We start from the raw sequence: 15,956 nt of genomic DNA on the forward strand, positions 1-15,956 counted from the left end.
TTATTAATTTACATATCTAATGATACTTTGTTTTGTTGATTATAAACTTGATGATCGTCAATTTTTGTTGAAATTTGATTAATCTCATCCCGTTCAAGATAACAATTAAGATGCTAAATTCATGAATAAACATCCCACTTGCCATTTCAACATAACCCGCAAACAAACCGATGAACAACAATAAGACTGTCAGTAAAGCCATCACGATATTTTCATTCATGTTCAAAATTGTCTTCTTGGATAATCCAAGGGCATAAGCGATCTTTCGCAAGTCATTTTTAACTAAAACTATGTCTGAAACTTCAATGGCAACATCCGCTCCACTACTAACAGCAATTGCAACATTAGCATTAGCTAAGGCCGGACTATCATTGATCCCATCACCAATAAAAGCAATATGGTGTCCCTTAGCTCTTTCTTTTTTAACAAAAGCAGCCTTGTCTTGTGGCAACATTTGACCATGAACTTCATCGATTGGCAACTTCGCCGCAATTCGTTCAGCAGTTTCTTGATTGTCTCCAGAAAGCATCACTAGCTTCTTAACCCCTAATTCTTTTAAGTGGGTTAAAGCATCATTAGCTTCTGGGCGCAATTGGTCTTTAATGCCAAAAACAGCTAATTGACTTTGGTCCTCATTGGCAAAAGTGACAATTGAATTACCTAATTGACTCAAATGATCAATTGTTTCACCCAATTTTGCATTTGCACGAGTATTTTCAACAATTAATTTTTGGTTACCTAAATAATATTTTTGATTATTTAAAGTAGCGATGATTCCCTTACCCTTAACAGTTTCCACTTTAATTGAAGCTGGCTTTTGTTTATTTAATTTGGCAATTGCCTGAGCTAAGGGGTGGTTACTTTGACGCTCAATTTGAGCAGCTAATTTAATAATTTCATCTTTTGGACCATTTAATACCTCAATTGCACTAACTTCTGGATGTCCAACAGTCAAAGTGCCGGTTTTATCAAAAGCAATTTCATCAATCCGATGAGTTTGGTCCATCACTTGCGACCCTTTAAACATAATGCCATTTTTAGCACCATTACCGATACCAGCAACTGTAGATACTGGCACACCAATAACTAAAGCACCTGGGCAACCCAGCACCATAACTGTAATAGCCAGCCTAAGGTCTTTAGTAATTAAACCTACAACGATTGCAATTATAAGTACGGTGGGAGTGTAATATTTGGAAAACCGGTTAATTAACTTTTCTGTATGTGACTTTGTATCTTGTGCTTCTTCAACTATTTCGATAATTTTACCGAAAGTCGTATCTTCACCGACTGCGGTAGTTTCGACAGTCAATGTACCGTTTTCAAGGATAGTTCCTGCATATACTTCATTACCGGCTTTTTTATTAACTAATTTAGATTCACCGTTAACACTGGCTTCATTAAGATAACCAGAACCTGAAATAACCTTGCCATCGACTGGAACCTGATCACCAGTTTTAACTAAAATCTTCTCACCAGGATCAATAAAATCGACGTCTTCTTTCTCAGTTGAGCCATCATCTTGAACAACTAACGCAGTCTGTGGTGCCATTTTGGTTAAATCAGCGACGGCTGACCGCGTTTTCTTTAGGGTTAATTCTTCCAGTACATCTCCTAACATGAATAGCCAAGTAACAATGGCTGCTTCATTAAATTCACCAATAATGAAGGCACCGATTACCGCCAGCGATACTAAAACATCAATAGAAATTAATTTAACCCTTAAAGATGAAATAGCCGTCAAAACAATTGGAAGCACTCCGACAATTCCCACAATAAGCATTAAAGCCTGGTATGGTAAATTCATGTGCAATAGCCATTTAGATCCTTCAGCAAGCAACAGCAGAATAGTATTAACAAGCAAAAGCTGCTTTTTGTACCTCATAAAAAATTGTTGTAACTTAATCATTTTTCACCTCTCCCTTTCTTGACACTACATATCATAGGTAAAAAACAATTTAGGTGACTTGACTGTTATCAAGATACTAGTGTCTTTTTATATTTATCTTTTAAGCAAAAAATCACAGTTTTATCGTGTAAATTTCGTTTAATAAAAGAGAGAATATACAAAAAAAGACTAGAAACCATGCAAAAAGCATAGACTCTGGTTTTCAAATTTCAGTTCTATAAAAATTAATGTGCCAATTTAATCTCTCCAGCAGTAATTGGCAAAGTTATATGTGCATCATAACTCATAACATTACCGGCAACGCTAGATGGTAATTTAAGATCCGCTGGTACGCCGTGAACATAAACTACTCGTTATCTAATTGAAGATCCTCACTACCAAATGCTTGCTTAAATTTTGCTTGTAAATCTTTTAATGGGACATCCTTATCATATTCATAATGACCGTATTTATCTGCAACCGGGTAGCCATCCATGGGGAATGTTCATTTCTTGTGGTACATCATCAAAAGGAACCATCGTTGTCCCAGATACTGCCTCTGTTTCAGGTAAATCAATAAAACCATCATGATTCACGTCCTGCATTAGCGTCGGAACATGAGCTTGTTTCCCATCTGGAAATCAATGGAAATGTTCCCAATGTTCAATATTGGCAGGCGTATCAAACATTTCCACATGAATATGAAGGCTATTACCATTTTCACTAAATGTTGCTATTCCATGCGCCTGTGTTTCAATTTTATCCGCATTTATTGGTTTAATTTTTGCAATATAATCAACCATATTTCTCATCCTTCCATTTGACTATTGCGATATAAATCTAGCATAAAAGCATTTTACAAAAATTGATTAGAATCAATAAATTAAATCTTTGATTATAAATATCTTTAATAATTAACATCCATTATCTTATCGTCATGTCAACCATTACTGCTTCTCTCATCAACTTAACCAACTCACCTCCCCAAAACGGACACTTATCTACACAACCTAAAAATCCAGCACGTTGTCCACTCGACCCTCTAGCTCAATAAGCAAAAAGTGTACTAATTCCAATCACCAAAAGAGGAATTAGCACACTTTTCATCTATCAAGAATGCCGGCATACCAGCGTTTACAGGCTATTTATCTGTGCGCTCAAGGACGGTTACGGATTCCACATGTGTCGTCTGTGGGAACTGGTCCACTGGCTGAATCTGCTTGACAACATGGTAACCTTGTTCACTGAAACGTTGAATATCACGCACCAAGGTAGCGGGGTTACAACTAACGTAGATAACCTTCTTCGGTGCCATTTTACCGGTTGCTTCAATTAATGATTCAGCAAGGCCCTTCCGTGGCGGATCAACGATGACAACATCTGGCTTTAATCCTGCTTCCTGCCATTTAGCAAACTGTTCTTCTGCCTTGCCGACAACAAACTTAGCATTCTTGATACCATTCCGCTTAGCATTATACTTAGCATCATCAATTGCGGCCGGAACGATTTCAACCCCATAAACCTGCTTAGCGTGCTTAGCCACGGCAAGGGAGATTGTTCCAATCCCACAGTAAGCATCAATGACAGTTTGACTACCATCTAAGCCAGCATTGTCGATTGCCGTTTGGTATAAGCGCTCTGTTTGTTGTGGGTTAACCTGATAGAAGGATAATGGCGAAATCGCAAAGTCAATGCCAAGAAGCTGATCATGGATTTCATCGGCCCCCCACAAAGTCTTGTTCTTCTCACCAAGGAGACGGTTGGTCTTCTTATCGTTAATGTTTTGCACGATGCTCTTTACTTCGGGAACACCAGCAATAATTCCTTCCACAATCTGTTTTTCCATCGGCAGACGCTTGGTATTGGTTACTAAAACGACCATCACTTCATGACTGTAGTAACCACGACGGACCATCACTGTCCGGATAACGCCCTTTCCGGTTCGTTCATCATATGGTTGGATGTGGTATTTCCGTAACAAGTCCCGAACAACTACAATTGCTTGGTCAATCTTGGGATCTTGAATATAGAAATCTTCAATTGGCACGAGATTATGACTTCCCCGCTTGTAGAAGCCAGTCTCTAACTTACCGTGGATCATCTTTACCGGTACCTGGGCCTTATTCCGGTAGTGGTATGGCTGGTCCATCCCCATTGTTGGCAATACCTTAATATCATCCAAGTGAGCTTTTTCAAGTAATTCCGCAATTTGGTGTTGCTTGAACTTTAATTGAGCATCATATTTCAAGTGACCGAGCGGAGCAATCCCCGTTTGAATGTACTTCTTATCCTTAACATCAACCCGATCCGGACTCTTTGTTTGCCAATCCATCACCCGACCCCAGGCAAAATGACTTGCAACCTTCGTAATCCGCACCGTAATCTCTTCACTAGGCAAGGCGTTTGGAACAAATACCGGAAAATCGTCAATTTTAACGACCCCGTTGCCCTCATAAGTTAAATCAACTACCTTGGCAGGGTATTCTTCATTTTTATGTACTGGAATGTTTAATTTCAAGATTATTCCTCCATATATTTCACGCTACAAACTTTCCCTATTATAACAATAAGAGACTTGGAAAAACGATTTAATTTCCAAGCCTCAAATATTACCTATTTATTTTGCTCTTTTTCTTGATCCTGAATGTCATCGACACTCTTTACGAAGTCTTTTTCAACCCGCTTAAAATCATCGGAAACTGTGATTGCATCATCCGGAATCTCATCCAAGTTAGCAACAACTTCGATATGTTGTTTCAAATCATGGAATTCCATTGGTGCATCGCCACCGTATTCCCCATCAAGGTTAACCATCAAGCGGTCATCCTTGTTTAGCGGAATCACTTCAATATCAGTTGCCTTGGCATAGATAATCCGTGGATCGTCCAAATGCTTTCCTTGCAATGCTTTGGCCATCAAACTCAGCATATCAATCATGTTACTCTTCTTCACAATGATCATGGTAAACTTTCCGTCATCAAGAGAAGCATCGGGAACAATTTGTTCAAAGCCACCAACTGAATTTGTCAAAGCAATCATAAACATCGTTGCGTTTCCCCGGTATTCCTGATCGTCATACTTAATTTGCATTTCAATTGGCTTAATCCGCGGAATTAATTCGGCACCCTTGGCAAAGTAAGCAGCGTAACCAAAGAGTGACTTCATTTGGGAAGGAACTTCATAGGTTAATTCTGTCATCGTTCCCCCAGCAGCAATGTTCATGAAGTAATTCTTGCCGGCCTTACCAATATCAATCTTGAATTTCTTGTTCTTCTTCAAAATTAACTTAGCTGCCGCAATCGGATCATCACGGGGGATCCGCAATGCCCGCGCATAATCATTGGTCGTTCCGGCAGGGATAATAGCTAAGGTTGGTCGGTGTTCGAGCCCTGCAATTCCGTTAATTACTTCGTTGAGGGTTCCATCACCACCAGCAGCGACAATCAAGTCGAAGCCTTCCTTAGCTGCCCGAGTTGCTTCGTTTTTAGCTGAGTCCGGCGCAGGTGTAGTTGCGAAAGCACTGGTTTCATAACCTGCTTTTTCATAGATTGAAAGAATATCCACAAGATCACTGCGGAATGTTTCCCGACCAGATGTAGGATTATAAATTATCCGAGCACGTTTTCGCACGCTCATCCCTCCAAACTACTTAGCATTCAATGACTTCATCAACAACTTCGTAACAACTTGTGGGTTGGCCTTACCACGAGTTTGCTTCATGATTTGTCCCATCAAGTAACCAACAGCCCGGTCCTTACCATTCTTAAAGTCTTCGATTGACTGTTCGTTGTTTGCCAGAACATCATCAACGATTGGTTGCAATTGAGCAGGATCAGATAATTGAACCAAGCCGTGTTCCTTAGCGTAAGCCTGTGGTTCTTCACCATTAAGGATTCCCTTGAAGACCTTCTTAGCCATCTTGGATGAAATGGTACCATCTTCAATCAACTTAACCATTCCAGCAAGGTTAGCTGGAGTCAACTTGGTATCTGGTAAATCAACCTGCTTATCATTCAAGTAGGAGTTAACATCGTTCATCAAGTAGTTAGCAACCCGCTTTGGATCGCCACCGTCCTTAACAGCTTCTTCAAAGAAGTCAGACATTTCCTTAGTCTGGGTCAAAACCATGGCATCGTAATCTGTCAAACCAAGATCGTTAACGTAGTGCGCACGACGTTCACCTGGCATTTCAGGCATTTCAGAATTAATTTCATCAATCCATGCTTGATCAACATTTAAATCAGGAATATCTGGCTCTGGGAAGTAACGGTAATCATCAGAACCTTCCTTAGTCCGCATTGAGATTGTTTCACCAGTTGCTTCATCGTAACGCCGTGTTTCTTGGGCAATGTGACCACCTGAAAGCAGGACATTTTGGTGCCGCTTCTGTTCAAATTCCAATGCTTTCCGGACGTAGTTGAAGGAGTTGATGTTCTTCATTTCAGTCTTGGTACCAAACTTATCCGAACCAACAGGACGGATGGAAATGTTGGTATCAACACGCATAGAACCTTCTTCCATCTTCACGTCAGAAATTCCAGTAAATTGGATCCGTTGACGAAGAGCTTCCAAGTAAGCAACCGCTTCTTCAGGAGAAGCAATATCAGGCTTAGAAACAATTTCGATCAAAGGTGTTCCTTGACGGTTCAAGTCAACATATGAGTACTTACTGGTATGGGTGTTCTTACCAGCATCTTCTTCAATGTGCATTTCCTTGATCCCGATCTTTTTCTTCTTCCCGTCAACTTCAATTTCAATCCAACCATCATGAGCAATTGGAGTTTCAGATTGAGTAATTTGGTAAGCCTTTGGGTTATCTGGGTAGAAGTAGTTCTTCCGGTCAAAGTGCATGTGACGGGCAATTTGAGCATGAAGTGCCAATCCAGCCATGATTCCATCACGGACAACACCCTTGTTCAAGGTTGGCAGAACACCAGGGTATCCCCAATCGATCACATTAGTATTTCTGTTAGGTTGGTCACCGTATTCTACTGGTGATGGACTATAAATTTTAGAATTCGTCTTCAATTCGACGTGGACTTCTAGCCCAATCGTTGTTTCAAAGTTCATCTTAGTTTTGACCTCCTAACTTAGGTGCCTTCTTGTGAACATCAGTTGTTTGTTCAAAGACATAAGCAGTGTTGTAAACCGTTTGTTCATCAAATGGCTTTCCGATGATCTGTAAACCAACAGGCATTCCGTTCTTAGAAGAGAAGCCGGCTGGGACAGACATTGCAGGAAGACCAGCCATGTTTACAGGAACAGTTAAAACATCATTCATATACATGGTTTGCGGATCATCAATCTCGGCACCAATCTTAAATGCAGTTGAAGCACCAGTAGCACCAAGAATAACATCATGATCCTTAAAGACGTTTTCAAAGTCTTGGGCAATTAAGCGACGAACCTTAGCGGCCTTGTTGAAGTAAGCATCGTAGAACCCTGCTGAAAGGGAGAAGGTTCCCAACATAATCCGGCGCTTAACTTCTTCACTAAATCCTTCAGTCCGTGAACGAACGTAGACGTCTTCAATATTCTTAACATCCTTAGCACGGAAGCCATAGCGAATTCCATCATACCGTTGAAGGTTTGAGGAAGCTTCAGATGAAGCTAAAATGTAGTATGCAGGCACACCGTACTTAGTGTGTGGTAATGAAACTTCGTCAATAATTGCACCAAATGATTCAAGATGATCAAGGGCATTCTTGATTACTTCATGAACATCATCGTTAATTCCTTCGAAGTATTCCTTAGGAACAGCAATCCGCAAACCCTTAACATTAGTGTCATCATTCAATTGAGCAGCCCAGTTAGGAACTTCCTTCATTGATGAAGTCATATCATGTTCATCATTACCACTAATCATTTGGGTCAACAATGCATTATCCTTAACGGTCCGGGTAAGCCAACCAACTTGGTCAAAGCTTGAACCAAAGGCAATGATTCCCCAACGAGATACACGACCATACGTTGGCTTCATGCCGACAATTCCATTAAATGATGCTGGCATCCGAATTGAACCACCAGTATCAGTACCAAGAGCACCAAGGACATCTCCAGCTGCAACTGCTGCAGCAGAACCACCTGAAGAACCACCAGGAACTCGGGTAAGGTCCCAAGGGTTATGTGTTGTGAAGAATGCAGAGTTTTCGGTTGATGAACCCATTGCAAATTCATCCAGGTTAGTCTTCCCAACATTAATAAAACCGTTATTATTTAACTTTTCCACAACCGTTGCATCATAAACGGGGTTGAAGTTTTCCAACATCTTTGAAGCTGCAGTAGTCTTCAAACCCTTAGTTAAGATGTTATCCTTAACTGCCAATGGAATCCCAGCAGTTAGTTGATCATCGTTAATTCCTTGTTGATCAATTTCAGCAGCCTTCTTCATTGCTGCATCTTCATTTAAGGTGATGAAGGCCTTTACTTGGTCTTCATTTTCCTTGATGTGATCAAAGGTTTCCTTCGTTAATTCAGTTGCACTGATCTTTTTATTCTTTAAATCATCGTGTAACTGGCTTAAATCGGTTTGATAGAAATCCATTATTCGCCGTCCTCACTTTCATCGATGATTGCAGGAACCTTAATGTACCCATCATCAGTATCAGGAGCGTTATTAAGCAGTGCATCCGTCTCTTCTTTTGAACTCTTAACTGCCTTATCCTCACGCATAACGTTTTCCCGATCTGAAGCTGAAGTCATTGGTTCAACACCATCAGTATCAACATTAGTGAGGTCTTCAAACATATCAATAATGCTTCCTAATTGAGTGGTAAACTTGGTAAGTTCTTCATCTTTGAATTCTAACTTAGCAAGTTCAGCAACGTGTTCTACTTGTTGCTCAGTGATCTTACTGGCCATTCTCTCTACCTCTTTTCCAGTAATTATGGCTTAAATATAGTACATACATTTTATAATTTTAGCACAGAATACTAGTGGTTTTCACTATTCGTTCTTAAATATTGAATGAAAAGAAAGTGTCTCATAATCTACGAAGAAATGAAACTTCAGGTTATGAAACACTTTCTTTTATTATGCAGCTATGAAATGCTCGCCAGGAACTTGCTAGAGCTAAATTCCTAGGCAACCGAGCTAAGATCTGCTCGCCGTGACCGCACACTTTCTAATTTACATAGTCGAGATCTGTTCGCCCTAAACTTCCTCAAGCTAACGACCTCCACCTCCGACGACAAATTCGCCGTTCAGTGGAGAAATCGTTAGCCACCGGAAGTTTTTAACGGGCTCGCACTCTACTTTAATACGAATCAAAGACGTGGGTTTGGAATTTATCAGAGCCGGAATTACGGTAGACAACAGCCTGCATTTCGGAACTAGATTGAATCTTGATATCAATTGGAATCCCACTTGGAAGGTACTTTCTTGCAGCGCGAGCAATATATTGAGTAAAACTGGTGATTTCAGTTTGACTATAGAACTGCGTAGTAATCGTAATATGCAAACCAGTTAATGAATCACCATTGTACTGTGCCTGAGCTGTTACCCCACTAAGGTTCGGGAAGAAACTCTGAACTTGGCTCTTGAAGTTTGAGAAACTATCATTATCAGCCTGATCAGACTTTGTTTCCTGATCAGTACCGTTAGCCTTTGGTAATACTGCAGTCCGGTAATTCAGCTTATGCCAACTACTAATCTTATTACCATTATTCTTGCTGTAAGCAAAGAAACTTCCACCAACAAGACTATCATCGGGTGCCTGCTTGTACAAAGCAATCACAATTGGAACATTCCGTAATGCTTTCTTTTTCCGCAACCGAGTTAAGACCTTCTGGGCAGCAATCTCACCTTGACGCTTAACTTCCTCGTCACTGATCTTCTTGGTGAAGTTTGGTCCATCAGTCTTCTTTTGGTAATTATATTCGGAATTAATTCCAATCCCGATAGTAACACCATGAAGTTTCATTGAATTACCGCTCTCTTGCATGTAATCCTGTTCTTCAATTTGTTGGATATATTCGGGATTAGGATCACTCTTCTTCCCCTGAGCAGGGTTAAGTCCTTCTGGATTGCTCTTACTCTTCCGACCTAGCCAATTTTCAATTGTACTAGTATCAAGGTACTGGCCTTCTTGGAAAATGTAGTTTTTCGTTGAGAAAACCCGCTTTGAAACTTGGGTTAGCCCACTTTCAAAGCTTTTAAGGTTGTAAGGATTACTGTTTTGGGTAACATTAACTCCTCGTGCCTTACTGGTTTTATAATGGCCGCCCTTAATGACTCCCTGATAAGTCCCACTCAAAGAACCAGTGGTACTGTAGTTTTTTGATGATTTATGACCGAAACCGCATGAAGCCAAAACTAGCGTTGACATCAAGAGGGCAACCCCAACGGTTACTTTTTTTAGTTTACTCTTCAACGTTTATTGTTCCTCCTTCATTGCCTGACTAAAGCGTTGTTCATCCCAGACATCAATACCTAAGTCTTGAGCCTTGGTAAGTTTACTTCCTGCTTTTTCACCGGCAATGACAATATCTGTCTTTTTAGAAACGCTCCCTGTGACCTTAGCTCCGTGTGCCTCAAGCCATTTCTTAGCTTCTCCACGAGTCATCTCTACCAACTTTCCGGTTAAGACAACTCGCTTACCATTCCATTCACTTGATTCATCAACTGAAGTAGTTGAACCAAGATATTCAAAGTTAAGTCCTGATTGACGAAGCTCTTCGATTAACGACCGAACCTGTTCATTAGCAAAATAAGTTTCAACACTTTCACCAATTGTGGGGCCGATCCCATCAACTGCTGAAACTTCTTCTGCACTTGCAGCCATCAATCGATCCAAATTACCAAATTGGGCCATAATTAGCCGAGCAGCTTTGGCGCCAACATGGCGAATACCAAGGCCAAATAAAAGACGTTCGACAGAATTATTACGACTATTATTGATCGAAGTCAATAGGTTTGTCGCTGATTTTTCGCCAAATTTATCTAAAGTTAATAATTGGTCTTCAGTTAATGCGTAAAGTCCAGCAACATCATGGATTAACTTTTTATCCCATAGTTGCTCAATAATCTTCGGGCCTAATCCCCCAATATCCATCGCATTTCGTGATGCAAAGTGAGCTAACCCTTCTTTAATTTGTGCTGGGCACATTGGGTTAATACAACGAAGTGCCACCTCATCATCAAGGTGAACAAGCTCTGAGCCACATGCTGGACACTTTGTCGGAATTTGATATGGTTTACTATCTGCTGGTCGCTTCCTCAAATCTACCTTAGAGATTTCTGGAATGATATCACCAGCTTTATGAAGGTATACCGTATCGCCTAACCGAACGTCCTTTTCCTTCAAATAATCTGGATTATGAAGGGAAGCCCGACTTACTGTTGTTCCAGCTAGTTGAACTGGATCCATCACTGCTGTTGGCGTAACGTTTCCGGTCCGGCCAACTGTCCATTCAATGTCCCGAACAACCGTTGCCTGCTCTTCTGGTGGGAACTTATAAGCGATCTCCCAACGAGGAACCTTAACAGTATTACCAAGTGCCTCTTCAGTTTCAAGATCGTTAACCTTTTCAACAATTCCATCAATTCCATAAGCTAGCTGATCGCGCTTAGCTGTATATTCTTTAATGTAATCTTCAATTTCTTGCCGGTTATGAACAACCCGATTATTTGGATTAACCTTAAAGCCAAGTTCACGCATTTTATCTAACGCTTCAGCTTGGGTTGTAACACCAATTTTTTGGTATTCCGGAACATAGTACATAAATGTATCTAAGTCACGCTTAGCCGTTACCTTCGGATCTAACTGCCGTAAACTACCAGCTGCCGCATTCCGGGGATTGGCAAAGACTGGTTGCCCATCGGCTTCCCGTTGAGCATTCAATTTGGCGAACGATTCTTTAGGCATGTAACATTCTCCCCGAAATTCAACGGAAAGTGGCTCGGGTAATACTTGAGGAACGGACTTAATCGTCTTAACGTTCTCGGTAACGTCCTCACCGATATTCCCATTTCCCCGAGTAGAGCCCTGAACTAGCTTTCCGTTCTCATAAACGAGGGATAATGAAAGACCATCAATTTTTAGTTCCAGGTTATATTCTGGTTCAACATCAACATCACGGTTTTCCTGTTGCCGTTGGTTAAAGTCCATCAATTCTTCAATGGAGAAAACATCCCCCATTGATAACATCGGAATTTCGTGACGAACTTTTGTTAATTGGCTTTCTACCTCACCACCGACCCGTTGTGTTGGCGAATCAGTTGTTTGAAGCTCAGGAAAACGTTGTTCAATCTGCACAAGTCGTTGGTATTGCCGATCATAAACGTAATCTTCAACAGTTGGATTATCTTGTTCGTAATATTCCTTTCCCCATTGAGTAATCTGATCACGTAATGGGCCAATTTCTTTTTTGGCTTGGTCCAACGTTAATTGTTCCACTGAGGTTAATTGATTATCCATTTTATTGGCCTCACTTTAATTAGTCAGTAACCTTCTTAATTGGTGCAAAACTAGCTAAAAGACGCTTAACTCCCTGTTGTGGAAAGGCAATATCCAATTCCTTGTCATTACCAGTTCCGCTAACTTTTACAACAGTTCCTTCTCCCCACTTCTTATGGGTTACCTTGTCACCGGTCTTCCATGAAACCTGGTCAGCACCTGTTCCAGTATTAGTTACTGGTTTAACCCTCTTCCCGGCACTCCGGTATTGACGACGTTGCTTTTGCTCACGATAAGTAGTGGCAGTTGCAGCCTCACCACCAAATGGTAGTTTTTGTCCACCAAGAGTATTGCTAGTCCGGTCATTTTCAAATTCAAGCAAGTCAGGATTAATTTCTTCCACAAACCGCGATGGTTGGTTCCGTTGAATTCGGCCATACAGTAACCGAGAGAAAGCATTTGTTAAGTACAGCTTCTTCTTTGCCCGGGTAATCCCAACATATGCTAGGCGTCGTTCTTCTTCCAGTTCATCATCTTCCATGATTGCTCGAGAAAGAGGGAAGATCCCTTCTTCCATCCCTACCAAGAAGACAACTGGGAATTCAAGCCCCTTAGCTGCATGAAGTGTCATCAAGGTTACCGCTGGAGCCTGCTCATCAACATCATCTTGATCAGAAACTAAGGCTAAATCAGCAAGGAAGTTAGTAATCTTTTGGAGATTATCACTATCGTCATCCTTGTGCTGTTCATCATATTCCTGAGTAACTGATTTAAATTCATCAAGGTTTTCCCGACGCGCTTGAGATTCAAGACTCTTATCTTGTTCAAGAGCCTTATTGTAACCACTCTTATCCAAGATCTCCTCGGTTAAGTCAGTTATGTTTAAGAATTCAGCTTGTTTTCTTAAATTCCGCATTAATTGGCCGAATTCATCAATTTTTACCCGCGTCCGTGTTGAAATATTGTTTGCAACATCAACGTTTTCTGCTGCTTCAAGAAGTGACCAGTTATTGTCATTAGCAAAATCTCGTAAATGATCAACACTAGTCATCCCGATGCCCCGTTTAGGAGTATTGACAACCCGTTCGAAACTCATTGAGTCCTGAGGGTTAACGATTAACGTCAAGTAGGCAAGAATATCCCGAATTTCCTTCCGGTCATAGAACTTATGCCCACCAACCATGGTATAAGGAACACTACTCTTGAGGAAGGTTTCTTCGATCATCCGTGATTGTGCGTTTGTCCGGTAAAGGATCGCAAAATCATTGTACTTATAATTATTCTTTTCCCGTTCTTCTTTAATCTTTGAAACGATAAATTGGGCTTCATCATGCTCATTCTGTGCCCGGTAGTAAGAAATCTTATCTCCCTTACCATTTTCCGTCCATAACTTCTTCTTTTTCCGGTAAACGTTGTTATCGATTACTTCATTAGCCGCATCCAAAATTGTTTGGGTTGACCGGTAATTTTGTTCCAACATTACTGTATGAGCTTGTGGATAATCATGCTCAAAATTCAAAATATTATTCATGTTAGCACCACGCCAGCCATAAATACTCTGGTCAGCATCCCCAACAGCACAGATGTTTTTATAACCCTGAGCTAGCATGTTAACCAACTTATATTGAGCATCGTTGGTATCCTGGTACTCATCAACATGGATGTAGTGGAACTTATCCTGGTAAAATTCAAGCGTTTCTTGATCCTTTTCAAAGAGTTCAATCGTCTTCATAATCAGATCATCAAAATCAAGAGACTGGTTAGCCTCTAGTTCACGCTGGTAAAGCTTGTATGCACGAGCAACCATATTTTCAAACATACTGTTAGCTTCTTTTGAATAATCATCAGGTGTTTGCAGAGCGTTCTTGGCGTTGGAAATTGCGCCTAAAATACTGCGGGGATCGAATTTCTTGGTATCGATATTTAATTCCGCACAAATCCGCTTCATCAATGTCCGCTGTTCACTAGTATCGGCGATTGTGAAGGCACGGTTGTAACCTAATTTTTCAATATCACGACGTAAAATCCGCACACACAAGGCGTGAAAAGTAGAAACCCAAATATCACGGGCGCTTTCACCCAGAAGGTTTCCAACACGTTCTTGCATTTCTCGTGCGGCCTTATTTGTAAAGGTGATCGCTAAAATATTCCATGGAAGAACACCTTTTTCTTCGATTAGGTATGCAATCCGATGAGTTAACACTCGCGTCTTACCCGAACCAGCTCCGGCCATTACTAAGAGTGGACCTTCCGTTGTTAGGACTGCTTCGGTTTGCTTATCATTCATGCCGTCTAAAAGTGCTTGACTATTCACGCCTTTTTCCATCCTCTCTAAATTTCAATCGGCTCATATTATACCAAATTTTCACCGTCTTTTGGTCCTTTAACGAACATATGTTGCAAAATAAAAAACTGAACCGAAGACTTTTCAGTGAGCAGTCTTAGCTCAGTTTTAGCAAATTATTCTTCTTGATCTTCGTCAGTCGGCTTAGGTGCTTCCTCAGCATCAGAAGTTGGTAATGGCTTATTCCAAACTTCTGTATCATCAACCTGATTCCGTAGTGCTTCCAGATCAGCATCCCCGGTAACCCAAACAAAGCCAAGGATCCCTGCCGGATCATCGGTATTTGAATTATTAAAGAAACGAAACTTCCAATTGGTTTTCAATAACCATTGACGCTTGATCGCAACCGCCTGATAGTTACGAATAATCATCAATAAGGCAGTCTGTAATTGGCGAATAACGTGAAGTGGCATTCCAACGCTTGCCCGTAATTGTTGTTCATATTGATCTACATTAGTTGTATTATCGTAGACATTCGCAATTGACGTTAGACCCAACTCAATATTCTTTACATAAAGCGTACCAGTTGAGGTTACATAAAAGTTCACGGAAAGAACACCCGTGTATTGGAGAGAATCAGCAACACTCTTAATGATCCGTTGCATTTCTTCTAACATATCGTCGTCTACCTCTGCAGGAGAAGCAACTGAGATTAGCTTTCGATCCCCGGTATACTCTAACTGAGCTAACGGAAAGATCTCAACGTCATCTTTCGTACATGCCGCTGTCAATGTATATTCAGAAGTATGATCAATCCATGATTCGAGGAGATATGTTCCCGTATCGATAAAGTCTGCAGCCCGTGTTATATCTGATTGCCGCTTGATCATCATTGATTGTTCACCAATTCCCCGTTGAATTGGTTTCAAAAGAGCAGGGTAACCAATTGAATCAATTGATTGATAAACATCGTCCAAGCCAACAACAGTAACATAGGGAGCAATATTGATATTAATTTGATCCAAAAATGCCCGTTCCATTAATCGATCCTGAACAATCTCTAGACCATTAATACCTTGAGGGATCGCAGCATACTGTCCAAGAAAACGAATTACCGTTGAATCGATATTTGGTGTTTGGTAAATAATTGCATCACAAGCTTCACCAAACTCAGTTAACTTTTGCTTATCATTGTAAGCACCATCAATAGTGAAATCAGCCATTTTAGTAACATCTGGTTGAGAATGATTGATATAAACACCAACATTAAAGCCAGCTTTTTTGGCAGCGGCAATCATTGCTACCCCGTTCCGGTTAATACCAATAATCCCTAAAGTACTGCCAGGAAAAATTGTACTACTCATTTGATTCCCCTCTCCACATTATAA

General features: G+C 40.7%; 10 protein-coding genes and 1 pseudogene. All 11 read right to left on the reverse strand.

Annotated features, from left to right (window positions below):
- Positions 1 to 16 precede the first annotated feature (16 nt).
- The 11 genes and pseudogenes from H9564_RS01470 to H9564_RS01525 all read right to left on the reverse strand — a co-directional run bounded on the left by H9564_RS01470 (position 17) and on the right by H9564_RS01525 (position 15,932).
- Positions 17 to 1,909: a heavy metal translocating P-type ATPase gene (locus H9564_RS01470; RefSeq protein ID WP_191683803.1), complete on the reverse strand. Its 1,893-nt coding sequence runs from the start codon at positions 1,907 to 1,909 to the stop codon at positions 17 to 19.
- 224 nt (positions 1,910 to 2,133) lie between these two features.
- Positions 2,134 to 2,691 (reverse strand): annotated as a pseudogene (locus H9564_RS09085) (hypothetical protein).
- A 338-nt stretch (positions 2,692 to 3,029) separates the two neighbouring features.
- Positions 3,030 to 4,406, reverse strand: coding sequence for a 23S rRNA (uracil(1939)-C(5))-methyltransferase RlmD (gene rlmD, locus H9564_RS01485; RefSeq protein WP_191683804.1), 1,377 nt, complete (start codon positions 4,404 to 4,406; stop codon positions 3,030 to 3,032).
- A gap of 95 nt (positions 4,407 to 4,501) precedes the next feature.
- A complete protein-coding gene (locus H9564_RS01490) occupies positions 4,502 to 5,524 on the reverse strand; it encodes a diacylglycerol kinase (protein ID WP_191683805.1) in 1,023 nt (340 codons plus the stop codon).
- Positions 5,525 to 5,533: 9 nt separating this feature from the next.
- Complete coding sequence (gene gatB, locus H9564_RS01495; RefSeq protein ID WP_191683806.1) at positions 5,534 to 6,958, reverse strand: Asp-tRNA(Asn)/Glu-tRNA(Gln) amidotransferase subunit GatB; 1,425 nt, start codon at positions 6,956 to 6,958, stop codon at positions 5,534 to 5,536.
- Between the two features lies 1 nt (position 6,959).
- Entirely contained in the window at positions 6,960 to 8,432 is a 1,473-nt protein-coding gene (gene gatA / locus H9564_RS01500) for an Asp-tRNA(Asn)/Glu-tRNA(Gln) amidotransferase subunit GatA (protein WP_191683807.1), read from the reverse strand.
- A complete protein-coding gene (gene gatC / locus H9564_RS01505; RefSeq protein ID WP_191683808.1) occupies positions 8,432 to 8,749 on the reverse strand; it encodes an Asp-tRNA(Asn)/Glu-tRNA(Gln) amidotransferase subunit GatC in 318 nt (105 codons plus the stop codon). Before gatC ends, gatA begins: the two co-directional genes overlap by 1 nt.
- A gap of 394 nt (positions 8,750 to 9,143) precedes the next feature.
- Positions 9,144 to 10,259 carry a CamS family sex pheromone protein gene (locus H9564_RS01510; RefSeq protein ID WP_191683809.1) on the reverse strand — a complete coding sequence of 372 codons (1,116 nt, stop codon included), beginning with the start codon at positions 10,257 to 10,259 and terminating at the stop codon, positions 9,144 to 9,146.
- A gap of 3 nt (positions 10,260 to 10,262) precedes the next feature.
- Complete coding sequence (gene ligA, locus H9564_RS01515) at positions 10,263 to 12,305, reverse strand: NAD-dependent DNA ligase LigA (protein WP_191683810.1); 2,043 nt, start codon at positions 12,303 to 12,305, stop codon at positions 10,263 to 10,265.
- 19 nt (positions 12,306 to 12,324) lie between these two features.
- Positions 12,325 to 14,610, reverse strand: coding sequence for a DNA helicase PcrA (gene pcrA / locus H9564_RS01520; protein ID WP_191683811.1), 2,286 nt, complete (start codon positions 14,608 to 14,610; stop codon positions 12,325 to 12,327).
- A 134-nt stretch (positions 14,611 to 14,744) separates the two neighbouring features.
- Positions 14,745 to 15,932 (reverse strand): ATP-grasp domain-containing protein, encoded by a 1,188-nt coding sequence (locus H9564_RS01525; RefSeq protein ID WP_191683812.1) that lies wholly within the window; start codon positions 15,930 to 15,932, stop codon positions 14,745 to 14,747.
- Positions 15,933 to 15,956 lie beyond the last annotated feature (24 nt).

This window comes from Limosilactobacillus avistercoris, from assembly GCF_014836425.1.
In the GTDB taxonomy this organism is placed as follows: Bacteria; Bacillota; Bacilli; order Lactobacillales; family Lactobacillaceae; genus Limosilactobacillus; species Limosilactobacillus agrestimuris.

What these genes read in the sequence shown, in the direction of transcription:
- H9564_RS01470 (WP_191683803.1), bottom strand. Translation starts at nt 1,909, where the DNA reads ATGATTAAGTTACAACAATTTTTTATGAGGTACAAAAAGCAGCTTTTG.
- H9564_RS01490 (WP_191683805.1), bottom strand. Translation starts at nt 5,524, where the DNA reads ATGAGCGTGCGAAAACGTGCTCGGATAATTTATAATCCTACATCTGGT.
- gatB (WP_191683806.1), bottom strand. Translation starts at nt 6,958, where the DNA reads ATGAACTTTGAAACAACGATTGGGCTAGAAGTCCACGTCGAATTGAAG.
- H9564_RS01525 (WP_191683812.1), bottom strand. Translation starts at nt 15,932, where the DNA reads ATGAGTAGTACAATTTTTCCTGGCAGTACTTTAGGGATTATTGGTATT.
- gatA (WP_191683807.1), bottom strand. Translation starts at nt 8,432, where the DNA reads ATGGATTTCTATCAAACCGATTTAAGCCAGTTACACGATGATTTAAAG.
- pcrA (WP_191683811.1), bottom strand. Translation starts at nt 14,610, where the DNA reads ATGGAAAAAGGCGTGAATAGTCAAGCACTTTTAGACGGCATGAATGAT.
- gatC (WP_191683808.1), bottom strand. Translation starts at nt 8,749, where the DNA reads ATGGCCAGTAAGATCACTGAGCAACAAGTAGAACACGTTGCTGAACTT.
- ligA (WP_191683810.1), bottom strand. Translation starts at nt 12,305, where the DNA reads ATGGATAATCAATTAACCTCAGTGGAACAATTAACGTTGGACCAAGCC.